Source organism: Marinomonas sp. 63XJN7_7_ISO-PGPR-S23-202 (genome assembly GCF_056173505.1).
Window position 1 is genome coordinate 2,428,236 of record NZ_CM149677.1, and the last position, 20,687, is coordinate 2,448,922.

The 20,687-nt window shown below is 40.5% G+C and carries 15 protein-coding genes; 11 read left to right on the top strand and 4 right to left on the bottom strand.

The genetic code is table 11. The features are described 5' to 3' along the window. Positions 1-59: 59 nt before the first annotated feature. Positions 60-2,768, bottom strand: coding sequence for a M16 family metallopeptidase (locus AC0VYG_RS11185; protein ID WP_475432341.1), 2,709 nt, complete (start codon positions 2,766-2,768; stop codon positions 60-62). 433 nt (positions 2,769-3,201) lie between these two features. On the opposite strand from AC0VYG_RS11185, the gene exbB reads away from it, so the two are divergent. The 3 genes from exbB to AC0VYG_RS11200 are packed head-to-tail and all read left to right on the top strand — an operon-like array spanning position 3,202 to position 5,584. Continuing rightward, entirely contained in the window at positions 3,202-4,242 is a 1,041-nt protein-coding gene (exbB, locus tag AC0VYG_RS11190) for a tonB-system energizer ExbB (protein WP_475432342.1), read from the top strand. A gap of 2 nt (positions 4,243-4,244) precedes the next feature. Beyond that, a complete protein-coding gene (locus AC0VYG_RS11195) occupies positions 4,245-4,685 on the top strand; it encodes a biopolymer transporter ExbD (RefSeq protein WP_233407952.1) in 441 nt (146 codons plus the stop codon). Continuing rightward, positions 4,682-5,584, top strand: a complete 903-nt coding sequence (locus AC0VYG_RS11200; protein ID WP_475432343.1) for an energy transducer TonB — start codon at positions 4,682-4,684, stop codon at positions 5,582-5,584. The genes AC0VYG_RS11195 and AC0VYG_RS11200 overlap by 4 nt, the downstream gene beginning before the upstream one ends. A gap of 570 nt (positions 5,585-6,154) precedes the next feature. Here AC0VYG_RS11200 and AC0VYG_RS11205 read toward each other — a convergent pair. Beyond that, positions 6,155-6,655 carry an RNA polymerase sigma factor gene (locus tag AC0VYG_RS11205; RefSeq protein ID WP_475432344.1) on the bottom strand — a complete coding sequence of 167 codons (501 nt, stop codon included), beginning with the start codon at positions 6,653-6,655 and terminating at the stop codon, positions 6,155-6,157. Positions 6,656-7,619: 964 nt separating this feature from the next. Here AC0VYG_RS11205 and AC0VYG_RS11210 point away from each other — a divergent pair. Beyond that, the gene (locus AC0VYG_RS11210; RefSeq protein ID WP_475432345.1) at positions 7,620-8,360 is read left to right on the top strand and encodes an alpha/beta fold hydrolase; all 741 of its coding nucleotides are present in this window, start codon (positions 7,620-7,622) and stop codon (positions 8,358-8,360) included. A gap of 148 nt (positions 8,361-8,508) precedes the next feature. Here the strand turns inward: AC0VYG_RS11210 and xthA are convergent, their stop codons facing one another. Then, positions 8,509-9,324: an exodeoxyribonuclease III gene (gene xthA, locus AC0VYG_RS11215; RefSeq protein ID WP_475432346.1), complete on the bottom strand. Its 816-nt coding sequence runs from the start codon at positions 9,322-9,324 to the stop codon at positions 8,509-8,511. A gap of 595 nt (positions 9,325-9,919) precedes the next feature. Between xthA and AC0VYG_RS11220 the strand changes: the two genes are divergently transcribed. The 5 genes from AC0VYG_RS11220 (at position 9,920) to AC0VYG_RS11240 (ending at position 16,837) form a co-directional block, all read left to right on the top strand. Further along, positions 9,920-10,537: a hypothetical protein gene (locus tag AC0VYG_RS11220; RefSeq protein WP_475432347.1), complete on the top strand. Its 618-nt coding sequence runs from the start codon at positions 9,920-9,922 to the stop codon at positions 10,535-10,537. 181 nt (positions 10,538-10,718) lie between these two features. Next, a complete protein-coding gene (locus tag AC0VYG_RS11225) occupies positions 10,719-11,492 on the top strand; it encodes a 4'-phosphopantetheinyl transferase family protein (RefSeq protein ID WP_475432348.1) in 774 nt (257 codons plus the stop codon). Between the two features lie 280 nt (positions 11,493-11,772). Continuing rightward, complete coding sequence (gene gorA / locus AC0VYG_RS11230; RefSeq protein ID WP_475432349.1) at positions 11,773-13,149, top strand: glutathione-disulfide reductase; 1,377 nt, start codon at positions 11,773-11,775, stop codon at positions 13,147-13,149. 195 nt (positions 13,150-13,344) lie between these two features. Beyond that, the gene (locus AC0VYG_RS11235) at positions 13,345-15,102 is read left to right on the top strand and encodes a lysophospholipid acyltransferase family protein (RefSeq protein ID WP_475432350.1); all 1,758 of its coding nucleotides are present in this window, start codon (positions 13,345-13,347) and stop codon (positions 15,100-15,102) included. A 268-nt stretch (positions 15,103-15,370) separates the two neighbouring features. Beyond that, positions 15,371-16,837: an aminoacyl-histidine dipeptidase gene (locus AC0VYG_RS11240; RefSeq protein ID WP_475432351.1), complete on the top strand. Its 1,467-nt coding sequence runs from the start codon at positions 15,371-15,373 to the stop codon at positions 16,835-16,837. Positions 16,838-16,880: 43 nt separating this feature from the next. On the opposite strand, the gene AC0VYG_RS11245 is transcribed toward AC0VYG_RS11240, so the two are convergent. Continuing rightward, a complete protein-coding gene (locus AC0VYG_RS11245; RefSeq protein WP_475432352.1) occupies positions 16,881-18,455 on the bottom strand; it encodes a serine/threonine-protein kinase in 1,575 nt (524 codons plus the stop codon). Positions 18,456-19,005: 550 nt separating this feature from the next. Here AC0VYG_RS11245 and AC0VYG_RS11250 point away from each other — a divergent pair. Then, complete coding sequence (locus AC0VYG_RS11250; RefSeq protein WP_475432353.1) at positions 19,006-19,377, top strand: type VI secretion system-associated FHA domain protein; 372 nt, start codon at positions 19,006-19,008, stop codon at positions 19,375-19,377. A gap of 22 nt (positions 19,378-19,399) precedes the next feature. Next, a complete protein-coding gene (gene tssL, locus AC0VYG_RS11255) occupies positions 19,400-20,680 on the top strand; it encodes a type VI secretion system protein TssL, long form (protein WP_475432354.1) in 1,281 nt (426 codons plus the stop codon). Positions 20,681-20,687 lie beyond the last annotated feature (7 nt).

Genomic DNA, 20,687 nt, shown 5'->3' on the forward strand with positions numbered 1-20,687 from the left:
TCCGGTTTAGTAGTAACAATTAGACAACAGCTGTGAGGCAGAAGTTGTATATGGGGGGATTAGTCATAGAGATCATTGTCCGAATCAGTAATGATGTTTAAGCTATAAGGAGAGAATTGTTCGGCAAGCTGTTGCTTAAACGATTTGATGTCCCCTGCAATAACCCAAGTAAGTTGGTCTATAGAAAATAAAGTGCGTGCCAGGGTGTTTATCTGTTGTTCACAGGCTTGACCGACTTGTTGTTGGTGATGTAGCCAAAAATCATCTGGCATATTATTACGCACTAACCAAGAGGTCATAGTATTTAGCCCTTGAAGGCTCTCTATTGTGCTGCAAAAGCTTAATAGCGTTGTGTCTCTTGTCGTATTCAATTCCTCTTTTGTTATCGGTCTTTGATTGGTTAACGCTTCATACTCATTGCGAATTTCGTTAATCGCATCACAGGTTTTGTCTGCTTGTACTTCTGTTTGAATGTAGTGCACTCGGTGATGTGGATCATCGATCAGGTTTCCTCTTGCACCGTAAGTCCAGTTTTTTTCTTCGCGCAAGTTCATATTAATTCGTGAAGTAAAGCCACTGGCAAAAATGGTATCCAGTAACTCAAATAGAGCTTCATTCTTATTTTCCGCCACACCCGGTATTAAGGAGGCGGCAATGATAGAAGTTTGTGCTGCGTCTGGAACATCAAGTAAGAAAACTCGTGTATTTGTTGGGGGATACACAGTTGGAGATGGTATTATTGTTCGGGGCCGACAGGGAATTTTGCCAATTGATTGATTCAGTAATAACAGCAGTTCATCTAATGTAGTATCACCAGTTACCACTAACGTGGCACCGTTAACATTAAGCAGTTCTGGGAGGGCTTGGTTGAGTTCTGTTAATGTTGTTTGTGTAAGGCTTAGTGCTGTGCCTTCGATTCCTTCAGCGACTCGACAAACGTGACCTCTTGGGTAGATTAGTCCCGGCAATACTCTTAAAGCTTGCGCACTAGCAGTATTTTTCTGTTCTTTTAACACGTTTTGTAACAATAAGCGTTGGCGAAGAAAATCTTCTTCAGTGAGTATGCTGTGTTGGATGCGATCATTGAATAGTTTTAACGCATCAGAAAAATTAGCCACTCGGCAGGAAAGCTGCAAAGAGATGTGTTGCAGCTGATTACGAAGGTGGATGCGACAGCCAATATCTCGACAGGATTGATTAAATTCAAATGCATCTTTTTTGTCTGCACCGGCTTGTTCTAATAAGTTAAGTAATAATTGATATTGTCCAGGGCGTGTCTGCAGGGCTTTTGGTAATAGCAGGTTAAGACAAATATCACTGTTACTGTGGCGTTCAAGCAGTACCAGTTTCATGCCATTATCAAGAAGCGCGTGCTGTATTGCAGGCATTTGTGTCGGTTTTGGTGGCAGAATAGCTGGAGGATGCGAGCGATCAGCAGCTATGGCTACGCTATCCTTCTGTACTGAGAAAGCCTCAATCTCTAATGTATAATGTGGGCGCGTTAACCAGTATTGGGAGGCTAGTTGGATTGCTTCTGGTTGAGCTTGACGAACGTCTTCTATTAGTTTTTTATAGGCACTGGCGTCACCAAGCATAACGTGAGTACTGGAGAGTAAAGCGGCAATTTGTGCTGAAGTTTTATAGGATTCATCAAACGTAATCAGAATATCATGTTTTACTTGTCGAAGTTGTTCAACATCGCAGCCAATTTTAATGAAGTCGTTTACTTCTTCCAATAAGCGCTTTTCAAGTTCTGTTAATCTAGTGTTGTCGGAAACCGTTGCGGTAATAATGAATTGGCTGCAAAGTGATGTATTGGTGACTTCTGCTTGTATGGTGCTGGCGATGTTGTCTTCATGTACTAACTTCTTAATGAGTAAGGAAGAGATCCCTGCTGCAAGATAATCCGCTACTATGATGAATAAAGTATGGTCAAGGGTACCTGCGGGTGGGGTATTCCATATTAGCATTAACGTGCTATTGGCTACTTTTGCTTGAAAGCGGTCCCGTCTTTGGGGGGATATATCAGCAATCCAGCTCACTGGCCGAGTTATTGGGGGGCCGGGAGGTATATCTCCAAACCAATGTGTCACTTTATAACAAGCAGTTTCAAGGTCAATGTCCCCACTAAGGGCTAGTACGGCATTTGAAGGGGTATAGTAGGTTCGAAACCACTGCTGAATATCTTCTAATGTGGCAGACTCTAAATCGTCTTTTTCGCCAATGATGGTGTGTGCGTAGGGGTGGTCTTTTGGAAAGCAGCCTTTGGACTTGCATTCATACAGTTTTCCATAGGGACCTGCCTCGGTTTCCATTTTTTCGTTGAGAACGACTCGACGCTGTTGATCTAATGACTTCTGGTTGATGGTGTTATAAAAATGCCCCATTCTGTCCGACTCCATAAAGAGTGCATAATCAAGAGAGCCGACTGGTACGGTAAAATGGTAGGTCGTGTTATCGGCTTCCGTAAACGCGTTCAAGTTTGTGGCACCGGCACGTGTCATGTTTTCAAGAAAAGAGCCTTGAGCATGTTCACTACCTTCAAACATTAAGTGTTCAAAGAGATGAGCAAACCCTGTTTTGCCTTTAGGTTCATCTTTTGAGCCAACTTGATAGATTAATTGTAATGACACTAATGGAACATCGTGGTTTTCTGACACTATTACGGTCAGGCCGTTATCCAATGTAAAAGTGGTAACGGGAATATTGATGTCAGCAAAGGGCTCATTCGCATTATCTGTTGGCTTTGATTTAAATGATGTTGTCAAAGTGTATCCTCTCAGATGAACGGGTTTCTGTTAGGGTGAAATATCGATGTAGGTACCCACTCTTCCAGCAACTCAGTTGGGGAACTATTGACAATGAAACGAGTGAGGGCGTTATTCTCCGCATAAGTTAGGTTAAAAAAATTCCTTCATAGGGAGTAGGTATCTGTATTACAACTCTTTGAAAGATGCTTGCATTCCTTTATAGACGCAGTTTATTTGACAATTTCACTGAAAAACTTATATCTATTCGCCCCTCAACTAGCACCCTTTGTTTTCATTATTGTGACTGATAGTTAATTATTTTATGGTTTTATTGATGAAAAACTCTATTCGATTCGTTTCTTTCGTATAGCTAGTAAAGACTGGTTATAAGGCGATCAGTTTGCATGAGCAGTGCATTCTATAATTTTTGCTTTATGTGTGAGGAGTGAGTGTGAATAGCTTTTTAATAAAACAGATTGGGTTGCAAACAATAACAAAAAAAAGGGCCTATATAGGCTTCACTTTGTTCCTAGCTTTAATGGTATCTATGACAGTGCAAGCGGGTGATCTTTCAACAGATGTTGGTACAGATAGTGCTGCTGTAGTCATGCCTAGTTCTAATACTGTGAATTCATCTCCTGATGGGGAATCAAAGGTAAGCACCGAAGCGCCAGTAACGGTAAACAATGCATCCAATGCAAGTGACTCATCACCTGCTACGTCCTCAACACCTGTTCTTACACCGACAACGGATAGTGTCAACTTACCTGTCGCTAATCAGTCAACCTCTACAGTACAAGACTTCTCTGCTGTTGCACTTTATGACCACGCGGATCGTATTGTGAAAACGGTTATTTTAATCCTCATCTTTGCCTCTATGATGAGTTGGAGTATATGGTTAGGCAAAACATGTGAGCTTTTATCTCGTCGTCGTCGTTTGCAAAAGAGCTTGGCGGCTGTTGGAAATAAGCGTTCCCTTCATGAATGTAGTGACTTTGCTATAGAAAATTGTGAAAGGATGAAAGAGGTGGCTTTGGCAGAGCTTAATCATATAAATGGATGTCTTTCTTTCCATTCTATAGAGGCTATTAAAGAACGTGTACAAGCTCGCTTTCAGCGTCTAGAGGCGTCCGAGTCAAGACGAGCCAGTCGTGGTGCTAGTGTTCTTGCAACAACCAGTGCTGTTGCGCCTTTTGTCGGTCTGTTTGGCACAGTGTGGGGGATTATGCATAGTTTTATCTCTATCGCACAGACTCAAACCACGAATCTAAGTGTGGTTGCCCCAGGCATTGCCGAAGCGTTATTTGCAACTGCGCTAGGGCTAGTTGTTGCGATCCCCGCAGTCATTCTCTATAACATTCTTGGTCGAATGATTACTGGCTATCGTATCATTGTCTCGGATGTAACGACTCATACCTTATGTTTGCTTAGTCATGACCTTGAAGCGTTGCAAGATAAACAACATAACAACCCTCTGACAAGTGTGGCGTAATTATGTCTTTTTCCCCTCAATCTTCAGATAATGACGATCTTGATGCAATGGCAGAGATCAACGTAACGCCTTTTATCGACGTTATGCTGGTACTACTCATTATATTTATGGTGGTTGCACCTCTCTCAACTGCAAATATTAAACTGGATCTTCCATCTACTACGTCGAAACAGCAACCTAACAATGTTTCTCATCCCATTACTGTGAGCCTGAAAACCAATGGTGATATGTATATTGGAGATGATAAACAGAGTAAAGTCGGTTTTGTTGGAGCACTCGATAAAGAGGTAAAGGGCGATAAAAATACACGTATTTTTATTCGTGCAGATAAAGAAATAGATTATGGTCGTTTAATGGCTTTTATGGACTTATTGCGAGATGGTGGTTACACCAAAGTCGCCTTAATTGGCTTGCCGAGTACTGGAGCAGGTAGTAAAAAATGACCAGTTCCAAAGCTAGGAAGGATAGGTTGCTGTGGGTTATCAGTCTTATCATAGCCACAGGTGCTCATTTACTGGTATTGCTTTACATTCTCAGTAAGCCTACTCAGCCTGTGAATGCTAAGAGTAGTGCGGCGGCACCAATTGTCGTTACTATTGCGGCCATTTCTACAACAGCACATTCAGCTAGCATTGACAGTGTTGCACAGCAAGCTAACGAGCCACCACCACAGGTGGAGGATCCCCCAGTTCCTCCATCTTTACCGCCAAAGCTGCATGCCGCGGTAAAAGAAATAAAAAATGCCAAAGTTAAGGTGGCTGTCAACGACACTAAGCCAAAGCTTAAACATAAGGTTGAACACAAGCCCAAGCCCAAGCCCAAGCCCAAACCCAAACCCAAACCCAAACATAAGGTTGAACATAAGCCCAAACCGAAGCCGGAATCCAAAAAGCAAGTTGTTGTAAGGCAACAACCGAAAAAAATAACCAAGCCAGCCGAAATCACTACTCCAGAGACAACTCGGAGCAACAGTAGTGAGTTGGTTGCCAAGAAAAACCAAGCGCAGAGGGTTGGGGCGGCGAGCAATCAGTTAGCAGCATTAAAACAAAGCTGGCAGTCAGAAATACTGGCTAAGTTGCAGAAAATGAAGCGTTACCCTGGTTATGCGTTACGCATGAAGCAACAAGATACTGTGCTAGTGAGATTCTTTGTTGATAGGGATGGGAATGTGCTTGATTCATCCATTGTAAAAAGTAAAGGGTATGCATCATTAGATAGGGAGTCATTGCAGTTGCTTGATCGTGTAACACCATTACCGAAGCCGCCAGCCAGTGCTTTTGTTGGTAATTTAGACCGTATTGAGTTGATTGTTCCTATCTCTTTTACCATTAGGAATAGCTGAAGAAGAAAAATTGATGTCATTTTTAGAAGTTAAATATGGCATCAATTTTTATAGTTTTTTAAATAAAGTGATATTTTTTGGATAGTAGAAGTAGGCTTCTTGATTAACTTTTTGAACATCTCAAAGGAAGATTTTTGAAAACTATAGATTCTTTGAGGTGCGGTAATTTTACAAATTTTATTGTTTGGATATTTGTGTTAACCGTTGGTTATGTCTGAATTTAGAGGTGAGGTTATAAAGATATCGATAATTATTTTTTAAGTATGGGTTTTGGATGAGCGTTTTTATTTTAATGTGACTTTTTAATGAATTTTATGCTCTAATTTATAGGCAATAAAAAGCTAAAGAGCACTTTAAATTGTGTTTATTTGTTTAGTAAAAATGCTTCATTTAAAATATAAAGAATCAGAGCTGTGAAGAGGATAACGATACACCCTTGTATTATAATAATTTTCTGTTTTAGTAGATTAAAAGTTGCTTTTATTATTTCGAAAGGATAATTGAATCATCTCTTGAATTAAAAGGATGAGGCGATTTTTATTTAGCCGATACGCCATAATGATGTATCTGTTATTTTTTCTTCATAACTTCACGGCACAACAATACGGCTTTGACAACATACTTTTCTACCAAGCTTCGAGATACGCCTAGCTTTTCGGCTATTTCACTGTGAGTCATACCTTCAACTCGACTCATGTAGAGAATTTCGCGAGACTTCCCAGGTAACGAAGCAAGAGCACTGTCAATCTCATTGATTTTTTGTCTGTAGTGCAAATTATCTTCAGGAGAGTACATGTGGTTTTCAAACAGTTCGAAAGTTCCTTTTAGCAGTTGAGCGCGACGCTGTTCGGTGCGAACATGGTCAATAGAAGCATTCAAGGCAATCCTAATAAGATAATTACGGGCATCGTCATGTGTTGGGAATTGATCCGCCAATTTTAGAATTCGAAAGTACATGTCCTGAGTGATGTCTTGCGCAACCTGTGCGGAGCCTGTACGGTGGGAGACTATTTTTTGTAAGGTTGGATATAAATCAACAAAAACATCTACAACTTCATTATTGGCTAGCACTGTTTTTACTCCTAGAAATACGTTAAATTAAATTATATATCAATGTAAAATATTTTTTGAATATATTCTAGTGATATTTTCTTATAAATGCATAAGATTATATAAAAAGAGTTTTTCACATTTGAAACGAGGGATATATATTTGATTTTCAACCAAAAGGTCAGTTTTAGGACCTAATCTTCAGGTGCTTATATTAATTATGTCTTCAAGAGAAAGTTACTTGATTAAAGTATAAAAAACGATAAAAATCATAGACTTACTGTTGTTCCTGCTGATAAAGCATCAGCTGTTTACGTTCAATTTGGAAGAAGCCAATTCTTTCTCATATCGTGATTGAAACGTCAAAAATATTATCTCAAAAAGACCTGTCCTTATATAGATTAATGCAGCAAATAAATTTGTGCGCAAAAATGGAACGTTGTGCACAAAAATTGTGCGTTCACTGTACTGAATTCAAAAATATAATTTTTGATTTGTCTATATAATACGCTATAAAAATTTCATAAACACAATACTCAATAAAATTAAAAAGTTTATATCAGTAGAAATGCTTGACTATTATTACTGGAGAAAATTGGCGATAACTATTGGTAATTGGGTCTCATTAACAACCAGCTAGTGTTAAATCACTACGCTTTCGCTTTCGCTAGGTTTGCTGTACATCTGGTAAAATTTACTTGTCATTGAGGAAAATCTATGCTCTCGATGTAGTTAACGTGCAACAGAGTTTGTTGGGATTGGAGACTTGTATTTTAAAGCATCCCCGTTAAGCAGGGCTTGGTTTAGAGGAGAATTGGTTTGAGCAGTATTGGGTTTTTACATGTTTATCGGTGGTCATGGGGGTGAAAATGAAGAAAGTTGTTTAGTAAACAATGCAAAAATAATATATTGGATGGAAAATTAAAGCTGTATGGAAATACGATATTTAGTGCAACTCATGTCACCTATGAGAGACCTTTCAATAATGGCGTTAACTAATACCTCAGAAAAAGTGATCTATTGTTTACCCGGAACGATGTGTGATGAACGCCTCTGGCAGTTTATTGACAAGGTACTGTCTGACATTACTCTTAAGCATGTCCCGTTACCGCAAGAAGAGAGTATTGAGGCGATTGTTGAGTCCTTGGCGGCAAGCTTACCAAGTTCACCTATTTTTCTCTTGGGCTTTTCCATGGGAGGCTATATTGCCAGTGCGTTTACGCTTAAATACCCTGAGCGAGTGGCTAAGTTGATGGTTGTTTCCAATACGGCTCAGGGGTTACAAGAAAGTGAAATAGCCCAACGCAAGCTTGCGCTGAATTGGGTGGCTAAGAATGGTTATAAAGGGATTCCCCCTAAGAAAGCCATGTCTATGTTGGCACAGCGCAATAGGCAGCATGAGTACCTTATCCAGTTGATTAAAGAGATGGATGCATCGTTAGGAGAAAAGGTGCTTATACAACAATTGTCTAGTAGCTTGGAGCGACCTGATATTCTGTTCAACTTACTGACCTTGGGGATGCCTTTATGCTTTTGTTTAGGGGAAGAAGATTCGTTGATTTCTCCACAAAGTCGACGTTCTTTAGAAGAATGCAAAAGCTCAACACAGGCAGGCAAGAGGGTTGAGGTGTATGTCGCCAGTCACTGTGGTCATATGGTGACTCTAGAACAACCCCTATGGCTTTGCCAAAAAATCAAGGTTTTTTTTGGGTGGTTAGAAGACTAATTTATAGGAATGTTGCGAATTTATGAAAAGCATCCACAAAGACTGTGGATAAATCTGGGGGTATAAGGACGTAATAAGCATGCTTGCCAGACAGGGCGGCCATTGGTAGTTTTGTTTGTTTTTTAACCAGCAGTCGCCCTGTTTTTTTCTATGAGTTGACGTTAAATGTGCTCCAAATCGGGGCGTGATCGGACGGCTTTTCTAGGGCGCGTAGCTCGTAATCTACATCGGAATCTTCTAAATAGGGTGTGAGTCCTTTTGATGATAAAATTACATCAATACGCAGACCACGCTTGGGGTCATCATCAAACCCTTTGGAGCGGTAATCAAACCAGCTGAAGCGATCGTTTGTATTTGGATTGAGCTGGCGATAAGTATCGTCAAAGCCCCAGTCGGTTAATGTTTTAAACCATTCTCTTTCTTCTGGTAAGAAGCTGCATTTTCCGGTTTTTAACCAACGTTTGGCGTTAGCATCGCCGATGCCAATGTCTAAATCCGTAGGGGAAATATTAATGTCACCCATGACAATGATTTTTTCGTCAGGGGAGTGGGCGGCCAGATAAGCCATTAGATCCGCGTAAAACTTACGTTTGGCAGGAAACTTGGTGTCGTGGTCACGATTTTCGCCTTGAGGGAAATAGCCATTGAGGACTTTAACTGGCCCTTCAGAGGTTTCGAAAGTGGCGATAATCATGCGACGCTGTGCGTCTGCATCGTCCCCTGGAAACCCATATTCCACGTTTAAGGCAGGTTGTTTGCTGAAAATGGCCACGCCGTAGTGAGACTTTTGCCCATAATAGTACGCATGGTAACCAACGGATTTAGGGATATCATGAGGAAAAGCATCATCGTGCACTTTGATTTCTTGTAGTCCTATGACATCGGGTGAGTGTTTTTCCACCAGCGCTTGTATTTGGTGGGGGCGTGCTCGTAAGCCATTGATATTAAATGAGACAAATTTCACGGTGATTCCTTGTTTGAAGAGTTTGCTTAATGATACCGAGTTGCTGAATGGTCATAAAGAAGTTTGCCTGTGGAATAGGTTGGTTTGCTAAATTATTTTGATGGCAATGCGATGTGTTTATAAGAACGCCTTTATCGGACAAGCATAAAGGATGCTTGCTGGCGGATGGCAAGCCTGTAGTGAGCAAAAAATAACGACGCTTCCCGCGTGAAGAGACCAGCTGTCGATCATGAATCCACCCTATATATGCCATCAGCTGAGAAGCTGACGTCGGTTCTGCTCTAAGTAGAACCGTGACTGAGCAACTTTGGTCAGGTATTTAACAGATAGATGAGTAATAGTGTTATTGATAGGCAAGGAAGAAGTACTTTAAGTACGATGATGGTTGAGCAAGTATAAGCAGATGTCACGGCTACCCAGATGTGTGGTTGGTTGACGAACCATTTTTCATTGCACAAGATTTTTCTGTGAGTTCAATTTCTCCTTCGCTGGATTCGACCTTGCTCTATCGATCGATTCAATAGTCTAAGGTTTATTGGCAATTTATCCGTCAAGACGGTTCTTCGCAGGTCTATTTAAAAAAGGAAAATGAATAATGGTTGATAAAAAGCAGTCTGGCATTATAGCTTACCTAATGTCATCCGAAGCAAGACTGACTATTATTATTCCGATTCTTATTTATAATGTTGTATTTTGGGAGTTTGGTGCAGGAATAGCCGTTATTTTGACCGCATGTTATTCAGGTTTGTTAGAGCTTTTTAGCAAACGTCCTAGATCATTGTCTATTATTTTAATTATTCTTGTCTCCGGCATGATTCATTACCTTTATCTTAATGGTTATTCTTTCTTTGGAATCAATCAAGAAGGCGTTTTTCTATCAGTTGGAAGTGCTATCTCTGTCGTTTTAGTATTTGGTTTTTATTCATTGATAGGCCGTCCTGTTATTCGAACTCAGGCGGAAAATGCTATGCCTAATTTAACTCAGTTATCTTATTATGGAACATCAAAATATAGCCGAGTGTGGCAAGAGGTTTCTCTAGTCTGGATACTTATTTACGCCTTAAAAGCGGCTGTTATTGTGTTTATTTATAAAACCCAATCAAGTTTATCAAATGACTTTGTCTTTCTTTTTTCTTGGCCATTAACAGTGTTTATGATCGTTTTTAGTGTCTATTGGCCCAAAGTTCGCTGGTCTACAGCGAGAGCAGCTTAAGCATTCGAGAACATTGTCCCTGCGACCGCATCGACTTTTTTGCGCTGTGCAAGCTGCTAATGCCACAGACAACTTTACTAAAGTAGTGCAGCGTGTTCCTATTAGAAATGTGTTTAATAAACCAGTTCATCTAGATAGTGGACTGTCTGAGGTGGTAACGGTTGATACAAGGAATTAGCCAGTGGATTTTAGATTGCCAGAAAATTGTTTTCTACCGATTTGCTCTGATCGGTCAAATATTTGTGGTGATGACTTTATCTACAAGGAGCAATATTTTGATTTAGGCCATATTGGTCTCTCGTCTTGCCAGTTTAACCCTTCGCTCTACTGTGACTCTCTCTTCTTTAAGCTAGGCATTCATTTTCCTGTATCGTTAGAAAGCGCTGTCGTGTCACGTCGTGCGGAATTTTTAGTGGGTCGTCATTTGGCTAAACAGATGATACGCAAAAGAGTTAGTAAAGCTTTAGAGGATGTCAATGTCGGAGTAGGGCCTAACCGTTGCCCTATTTGGCCCAATGGTGTGCTGGGATCCATTACGCATAGTCAAAATGTTGTGGTCTGTGTTATCGCTCAATTACCAAGTGCTCAGTTTTATCTAGGGGTTGATGTTGAAAAGATATTAACAACCGAAACGTTTCGTGAGATTGAGAACTCTATTGCTACTTTTCATGAAATGCAACGCATGAGAGAAGTAGGGTTTAGTAATGAGGTCGCTTTGACTGTTATTTTTTCAGCAAAAGAGAGTGTATTTAAAGCCTTGTATTCTTTTGTTGGCGAATACTTTGGTTTTGAAGAAGCTAATTTGGTAAAAGTTGATCGTGAGGGGCAAATGTTATATTTTGCTTTGTCGCCTTTTTTAAGTGAAAAGTCTGGGGTCAATAAAATACTAAATTGTCAGTTTTCCATTCAAGGTGAGATGGTTATGACACTCGTGTTCGACAAGGTAAACTCTTAATAGTAGTTTAAAATTGTTATAAAGCCTATTTCTATCGGTTTTTTATACTGAACGGTTTGTGGTGTCATAGATTATACAAAAAAATAGTTATGCATATATTTAATATAGCCATTGTTCAGCGCATTTAGAGATCACATCAAAATATGGCTCTTTAGCTTTTTTTGTCATTTTGCCCGAAGTAAGGAAGGGGTGACTAAGTGTCTTTTTCTTAGCTTCTTCTTAGAGAGTAGGACTGTTAAACTGTTGTTATGTTACATCGTGAATGATTTGGAGACTCTGAATGTCTTATCAGTATGATTTATTTGTTATTGGGGCTGGTTCTGGTGGGGTTCGTGCATCCCGTGTCGCTGCATCAAAAGGTTATAAAGTGGCGGTTGCGGAAGGGAGTTCGCTAGGTGGTACTTGTGTCAATATTGGTTGTGTTCCTAAAAAACTGTTCGTCTATGGCTCGGAATTTGGTCATGGTGTGGAGCAGGCTGCTGGTTATGGTTGGAAGTATGATGGTGTTCGCTTTGACTGGTCAACTTTAAGAGACAACAAAACCAATGAAATTGCGCGTTTAAACGGCATATATCAAATGATGCTTGATAAAGCAGGTGTTGAGATAATAAATGGTTTTGCCTCTTTTGTTGATGACCATACAGTGTCTGTGAATGGGGTTCATTATACGGCTGAGAAAATTCTTATAGCAGTTGGTGCAAAGCCCTTTATTCCTGAATTTGATGGAAAACAGTGGGTAGTGAGTTCCAATGACATGTTCTATCTAGAAGAGCTCCCTAAAAAAGCGTTGGTTGTTGGCGGTGGTTACATTTCCGTAGAGTTCGCAGGCATTCTCAATGGTTTGAATGTCGACACCACGTTAATTTATCGTGGTGAGCAGTTACTTCGAGGGTTTGATCAAGATGTACGTGATTTTGCTTGCGAAGAATATAGAAAATCAGGTATTGATGTGCGCTTAAATACGGATGTTGAGCGCATTGAATTAGCGGATCCTGCGAATGAGTCGAGTCACCGAGTTGTGTATTTCAAAGATGGCACTCGTGAAGAGTTTGGTTTGGTGTTGTACGCCACTGGACGTGTGCCAAACGTGGGCGGCCTAGCGTTAGAGAATGCCACCGTAGAAACATCGAGTAATGGGGCGGTCAAGGTTGACAATAACTTCACCACCAGTGTGCCGAGTATTTTTGCTCTTGGTGATGTGACCGATAATATCCAGTTGACGCCAGTTGCGATCAAAGAGGCAATGGCGCTGATTGATTACTGGTTTGATGGCAAAGAGATCGATTTTGACTATGACAATATTCCTACCGCTGTTTTTAGTCAGCCATCCATTGGTACGGTTGGTTTAACGGAACAAGATGCTGAGTCTCAAGGCTTGGATTTTCGAGTCTATCAGACGGACTTTCGTCCCATGAAACACACGCTTAGCGGCAGTACTGAACGGGCTTTGATGAAGTTGCTGGTCAGTAATTCGGACGATAAGGTCATTGGTGTACATATGGTAGGGGATTACTCAGGCGAAATCATTCAAGGTTTGGGAGTGGCGCTGAAAGCTGGCGCGACTAAAGCGGATTTTGATGCGACGGTTGGCGTGCACCCAACAAGTGCAGAAGAGTTTGTGACTTTCTCAGAAGGCGCGCTGAAGCCTCGCAAGTAATCTCTTTCTCATTTATTTAATATGGCAAAGAATGTAAAAAGTGCGCAGGGAGTGCACTTTTTACATCACTCAAAACGTTTGTAAACTATAATGGATAGGCGATGCACCATTTTGTTTGGTTGTGTCTTTATGATGCTAGATGTAGTCTGATCAAATTACTTTTTTAGTATTGCTCGTGCTGAATAAGGGAAAAAAATGAGTAGCAGTCCTTTTCGTTTGCCTCACATCACACCATTTGGTGTGGGTGAATCCATAGTAGAATGGGCTACAGGATTAGCCAAATTAGATCATATGTATCAGCAGCGGCCTCAAGGGTTATCATGTTTTGAGTTTATGCGATACACCTTGTCGGCACTCAATATTGAGTATGAGGTGTCGCTGGGTTCTATTGATAATATTCCAAAAGAAGGCCCCGTCGTAATTGTGGCAAATCACCCTCTTGGTGCCATTGAGGGGGTTATCTTAGCTGAGTTGATAGGCTCGGTTCGTCCCGATGTCAAGGTGTTAGCAAATGAAATGCTCAAACGACTTCCTGAAATTCGAGAATTGTTTATCGGCGTAAATGTGTTTGGCGGCGCTAAGGCAAAAAAGACCAATAGTCGGGCTATTGTTGATGCCAATAGACACCTTGCCAAAGGGGGGCTGTTGATCATTTTTCCTGCAGGAGAAGTTTCTTCTTATGCGAAAGGATCCAAGCAATTATTGGACATCGAATGGCGTAATTCTGTTGCTAAGTTTGTCAAGCATAGTAAAGCGACCACGGTTCCGATTTTTATTAACGGTAAAAATAGTGCTCTGTTTTATGGAGCGGGACGTATTCATCCACTGTTAAGAACGGCTTTGTTGGGGCGTGAGCTGCTCAATAAACAGTTGAGTCGTATTTCGATTTCTATTGGTAGCCCTATTGCATTTTCTGAAGTCAGTGAGTTTGAAAATGACAAGGAGATGGTGAACTATTTTCGGCTGAATACCTATTTGATGGGCTCTCAGCATAAAGATCATAAAGATGCGGCAAAAACATCTGCACAAGGTCAGGATATTCCGATCATTGATGCATTAGATTCTGGGGTGCTAGAAAAGGAAATTGCTCAGTTAGCAGATAGCGATTTGCTGTTGAGCCAAGGTGACTATGAGGTGTATTGCTCATACACTCAAAATATTCCGAACTTAATGCAAGAGATTGGACGTATTCGAGAGGTATGCTTTCGAGCGGTTGGTGAAGGTAGTGGACTGTCTTGTGATATTGATGATTATGACGCTTATTATCAACAATTATTTGTATGGCATAAAAAAGACAAACAAATTGTTGGGGCCTATCGTTTAGGCCAAGTCGATAAGTTGATTGAACAAAAGGGATTAAATGGCCTTTATTCACGGAGTCTGTTCAATTATGATCGAGCCTTTATTGAGTCTCTTGATAAGAGCCTAGAAATAGGACGCTCTGTAGTGGCGTTGCCCTATCAAAAAAGTCTTAACTCTCTATTATTGTTATGGAAGGGGATTGCTCGATTTGTGTCTCTCAATCCCAGTTATACTCATTTATTCGGTCCGGTGAGTATCAGTAGTGACTATAGTATGATTTCTCGACAGCTTCTCGCTGAAACCTTGTCTATTCATTATTATGATCAGGAAAAGGCCAATTTAGTATCCCCCCTGTCTCCCATGAGGAAAAGTGGTCATACATTTTGGCAGCCTAATTTGTTGTCTTCTTTGACCAGCATGTCGCTTTTATCAAAAGTAGTATCCCGTCTCGATCAAGGGAAAGGCGTGCCCGTTTTATTGCGGCAATATCTTAAAATGAATGGCAAATTAGTGTGTTTTAACGTCGACCCAGCTTTTCATGATTGCTTGGATGGGTTAATCGTTGTCGATATTAAAAGTGTTCCTTTATCAACGCTTGCCAAGTATATGGGGCAAAATGAAGCGCAAGCGTATTTATCAGAAGACGCTTAAGTTCCGGTAAAATCTGGCTCTCTAGATCGTTCAGATCTATGAATACAGGGTAATGCATGCGTTTTCTCTATAGCGACTATCTTTATTTCGATTGCTTGATTGTTGGGCTTTGACTAATGTAGCTAGAGAAATGTGCCGTTTCACTCCTGATGTTCTTTTTAGCTTGCTGTGCTCAAGGATGAGTTTTGAGGCATAAATATCGATGTTGGGAGGGATTCATCTCATTTCCTTAACCCCCTACAAAGATAATGACCTAATAAGAGAGATCATGAACGAGATTCTAACCACACTCCAACCAAATGCGATTTGGCGGCATTTTCAGACTCTATGTAATATTCCAAGACCTTCTTACCATGAAGCGGCTATCCGAGAGCATATAATTGAGTGGGCTCACGGCATTGGCCTAATTACTTATGTTGATACAGCAGGGAACTTGCTAATTCGTAAGGCGGCGACAAAAGGAATGGAAAACGCTGAGACAGTGGTTCTTCAGGGGCATCTTGATATGGTGGCGCAAAAAAGTGCCGATGTCGAACATGATTTTAGGAAAGATCCCATTCTCGTTCATGTGACGGATGGCTGGGTGCACGCTTCTGGTACAACGCTTGGTGCCGATAATGGTATTGGTGTTGCGGCCGCTCTGGCCGTATTAGAATCGTCCGATATTAAGCACGGCCCCATTGAAGCGTTGTTTACGATAGAGGAGGAAACCAGTTTACGCGGCGCATTGGAATTAGATGAAAGCATTTTAAATGGAAAGATTCTCCTAAATTTAGATTCAGAAGATAGTGGTGATGTGTACATAGGCTGTGCGGGTGGTGTTGACATCAATGTTTCTAAACGATATCAGACTCAAGCCGCCAGCGAGGATGCAAAAGCTATGACGGTATCCATCACTGGCTTACGTGGTGGGCATTCAGGTTTGGATATCCATAAAGGGCGGGCTAATGCCAATGTACTAGCAGCACGTTTATTAAATGCTCTGAAAGAGGTTAATCGCTTTGGATTGACCCACTTTACAGGGGGAACATTGCGCAATGCGATTTCTCGTGATGCCTCTTTTACTATCAATTACCAACCAAGCGATCAGGTTGCTATTCAGCGTATTATTGGCAAAATATCAAATGAAATGAAAATGGAATTTGCCACGAATGAGCCAAAACTAGAAGTCTTTGTTAGTTCGGCAAAGGTAGAGAATGAGCTGCTTTTTGAGGATCAGGTTGCACTCATTAATGCGCTAAATTGTGCTCCCAATGGTGTTAATCGTATGAGTTCAGAGCTACTGGGTGTGACGGAAACATCGTGTAACTTTGGGGTAATGGACCTGAAAAATAATACCGATGGAAACAAGTGTTTTGATGCTTGTTTGCTTGTTCGTTCTCTTCTGGATTCTGCTGTCGAGCATCATGCACAAACAGTAAAGTCAGTATTTAGCTTAATTGATGCGGATGTGGTGCTTGACAGTGGTTATCCTGGCTGGCGCCCTGATCCTCAATCCGGCTTATTAAAACACTTTCTCGAAGTCCATAAAGAAGTCACAGGGAAGGAAGCTAATGTGAAAGTGATTCATGCTGGCTTGGAATGTGGCGTCATTGGAGCGAAATATTCGGGTATGGAAATGGTCTCTTTCGGGCCTAATATCCGGGGCGCTCACTCCCCAGCAGAGCGTATGGAAATTGCCTCTGTGGGCGACTTTTGGCGCTTGTTGGTCGCCTTGTTAGAATCTGTTAAATAAGGCTGAATGGTCAGCTAAGTTTCCAGCTTAGCTGACTTGTTCTCTATGAGTCGGTACTAAAAAGCGCTTTATCAATGCTCATAAGTGTTTTGGCTTGAGTTTTATTGCCAGACGCCTGAGCTTTTTTAAGAGCAGCTTTAAATTTTTTAGTTTGCTGCTGAGTAGGACTGAATGTGTTTTTACCATTGATAATGCTTAGTTTATGAAGGAGTGCTAAAATATTGTTCTGATCTTTTTCAAAGTAGCGTTGTTGGTTAAGCATGTTATTAATACGAGTTAGGATGTCCATGCTAATAGATTGACGCTCAATTTGCATATTGTTGTATTGGGTATGTAACACCTTAGAGTCAGGATAATAGTTTAAGGCTTGCAGATAAGCTTTAGATATAGCAGGGTAATTCTTTATTTTTCCATCTATATTTTTAATATTTGCAATTCTATCGTCAAATATTTGAATGATTTCTTGTTGATGTATTTTTAAAAGACCTTGCTTTATCGTATTAAATTGGGGAGGAATTTGATTAAAGTAATTTAATGTTTTTTGTGCATCCCATGACATCCATTTAGTTATTTGATTATTCATCGCAACGGCATTATTTTTTTCTGCGATAAGTTGTGAGTTCGCAGCATGAATATTCTGGTAAATATAAGAGGCAGAAACGAGAAGAGCGACTACTATCAGTATAGTCGTAGCTATTGTGGTTAAGCCTTGAAAAGGTTGACGGCTTAATCGTTCCAGTATGTTTTGTCGCTTATCGGCTTTCAATGAAACGGCTGATTTCAAGGCGAGCCAATAAAAGAAAGGGCTATTTTTAGGTTTCTTAGCTTTGGTATTCTCATTAAGGGTATTTGACGCTTTTCTTTCATATGGATGTCGGCTGCTTAGCACCTCATAAATAATGCACCCTAGTGAATAGAAATCGTCTTTTACATCGGCAGAATAGCCATTAAGTTGTTCTGGACTGGCGTAGGAAGGTGTATAGCCACCTATGACTTCATTGTTATTCTTCTTTATAAAAGCATAAGCATCATTGTTGGTAAGTTGCTTGGCTATGCCAAAATCGAGTATCTTTAACTCCCCAGAACCGGTAATGATAATGTTGGATGGCTTGAGGTCGTTATGTATCACGCCATGGTTATGTGCATAATCTAAGGCACTGATAAGCTGCTTTATGATTGGATAGGCTGTTTTGAACTTAATGCCTGTTGGTTTGTTGCGTTTGATGAGCTGTTCTAATGTTTCTCCATTAATCCATTCCATTACAATATAATGAATGTTGTCTTCTGTATTAGTGGTAAACACCTTAATAATATTCGGGTGGGATAGTGGCTGAGTCTGAGCGGCCTCTTCTTTTAACAATCTAATTGCTTCTGGGGATTGAGAAAACTCAGCTCTTAGAATTTTGATAACAACCGGGTAATCAGATGACGAATTGCGTTCTAAAAACGTATCTCTGGCACGATAGATATAGCTCATACCCCCTTGCCCAATGAGCTCGACGATTAGATATCTGTTAGATAGCAGTTTGCCAATAAAGTCTTGATTGTTGAAATGGCTAATGTTTTTTTTTGATGAGTTAACCGATACTACCTGTGTTTTATCATCATTAATGCTCATCCTGAAGTCCTTTAGTTACAACAAACACATTATCTATAGATTAGTATTTCTCTAGGACAAAGGCTGCCTTTGGATTCATTACATAGGGAGAGCATTTTTACAAAAAAAAAGAGTTTTAGCAATGCACCCGATTGTCAGCTCAAGCAGTGAAAATCCTTACATTTCTAGCGATAAAAGCCATTTATTATACATTTTTACAGAGAAAAGAGATTCTTTTTAGCGCCAATCAGCGTTACTCTTAGCCGCATTTGAATGCACTTTTCTGTTGGCTACCAATGTGGACGAATTTGACCATGCAGCATGTGAGCGGTCTTTTGAAGTAGTCATTGGCTAAATAGTAGGTGAAGTGGTGACGCAAGTGTATAAAACCTGAGCATACTGATAAAAAATATGGAGTTATCATAGTGGGGGGCTCTGGGGCCTTGGGTATGTGGTGACTAGGGCAAAATATTACCTCATAGTCTGGTCATCCGATGGTTTTCTTTCTAGTTGAGGTAAGCAGCAAAGTCATTTATGATTTTTGAGGTGTAGATACAAGGAAACTATTAGAATGGAAGTTTTATTAAAAATTACTAGTTATCATCGTCTTTCACCAGATATAGAGACGACAAAGTCTACTGGGGATTCGTTAACTTTTGGGCGTTCTTGCGAATGCGACTGGCATCTTCCAGATCCTGAAAAAGTGATCTCTAACAAACATGGAGAGGTTGTCAGTGAGGGTGGTCTATTCTATGTCTACGATTATTCAACCAATGGGTTATTCATTAATCACAGTGTATTGCCTTTAGGAAAAGGAAATAAACATAAGTTGGTGGATGGAGATACATTCAATCTCGGTGACTTTCAGATTGAAGCCTCATTGCAAGGTGCTCAACAAGATTTACTTGAAACGAATCAGCCTAATTTGTCTCCAACAACTTAGTTATTAGCAGGAGCGTGTTTCAGTGAATGAGACTAAAATAAAGACTAAATTTGGTCGCCTTGGTCGAAATGCTGAAAACAATGGCTCTACAGATGATGACTCTGATAAAACACAAATATCATCAAATGCAATTCCATTGCAAAAACAGAGTGGGCCAAAAGTTTCGATTTTCAAAAACAATCTCTTAGAGGCTGCGTCGGACTGTTTGTCACTGACTATCTTTGTTAATCAGTCTGAAAGTTTGCCTGATTTATCGGGCTTCAAGCATCGATGCATCGATGCGATTAAGTCTTTCGAATTTGAAGCTCGTGATGCAGGTATACCAGATAAAACGATTTTTAATGCGCGTTATTGTCTCTGTGCATTGCTAGATGAAAGTGTACTTAATTCTCGTTGGAGCTCAATGGAGTGGGCGAAAGAGAGTTTGCTCTCTATTTTCCATAAGGAGACGTTTGGTGGTGAATATTTTTATACTTTAATCGATGATTCTCTTCGCTATCCTGAGCATAATCGAGATTTCCTAGAGCTCCAGTACCACTGTTTGAACCTTGGCTTTAAAGGCAAATTTAAAGTAAATAATCATCAAAACGGTGGTGTCGAAGATTATCGAAATCGCGCTTACAACGTTCTAAATCAATTGGATGGCCCCATAAAGAATGCTTTATCGCCTGATTGGGAGCAAAAAGTGGCTAATGGAAGAGAGCTAAGACAAAAAACGCCTCTTTGGGTGATTTTTTCTATCCTTGGGGCTCTTGGTTTGGCCTTATATCTTTTTCTGAGTATGCAGCTCAATGATCAACTCTCGAAAGTGGATGCTTCTTTGGCTTCAATACACCCTATTGATTTACAGAAAACAGTAGACCAAAAAGATAAGCAGCTTTTGGTGCTTGAGCAATTACTGCAAACAGAAATCCAAAAGGGCATTATTAGTATTCAGAAAAAAAATGATCGAATTCGTTTGACGATAAACAACAGAGACTTGTTCAAACCTGGCGAAGCCATCTTGCTTCCGTCTGTGGTGCCTATTTTGCAAAAACTTGCCTTAAGCTTAGAGGGCACCAAAGGTCGAATTCTTATTACTGGTTACACTGATGATACTCCAATAAAAACACCAGAATATCCCTCGAATTGGTTGTTATCTCTTGCTAGGGCCAACGAGGTAGCCAATGCGATGGCGAAAAATACCAATTTAAGTGGCCGCCTCTGGCCAGAAGGAAGGGGAGCGGCAGATCCTATTGCACCTAATACTGATAGTAAATCCCGAGCAATGAATCGCAGAGTAGAAATTGACTTGCTTTTCTAAATGGAGT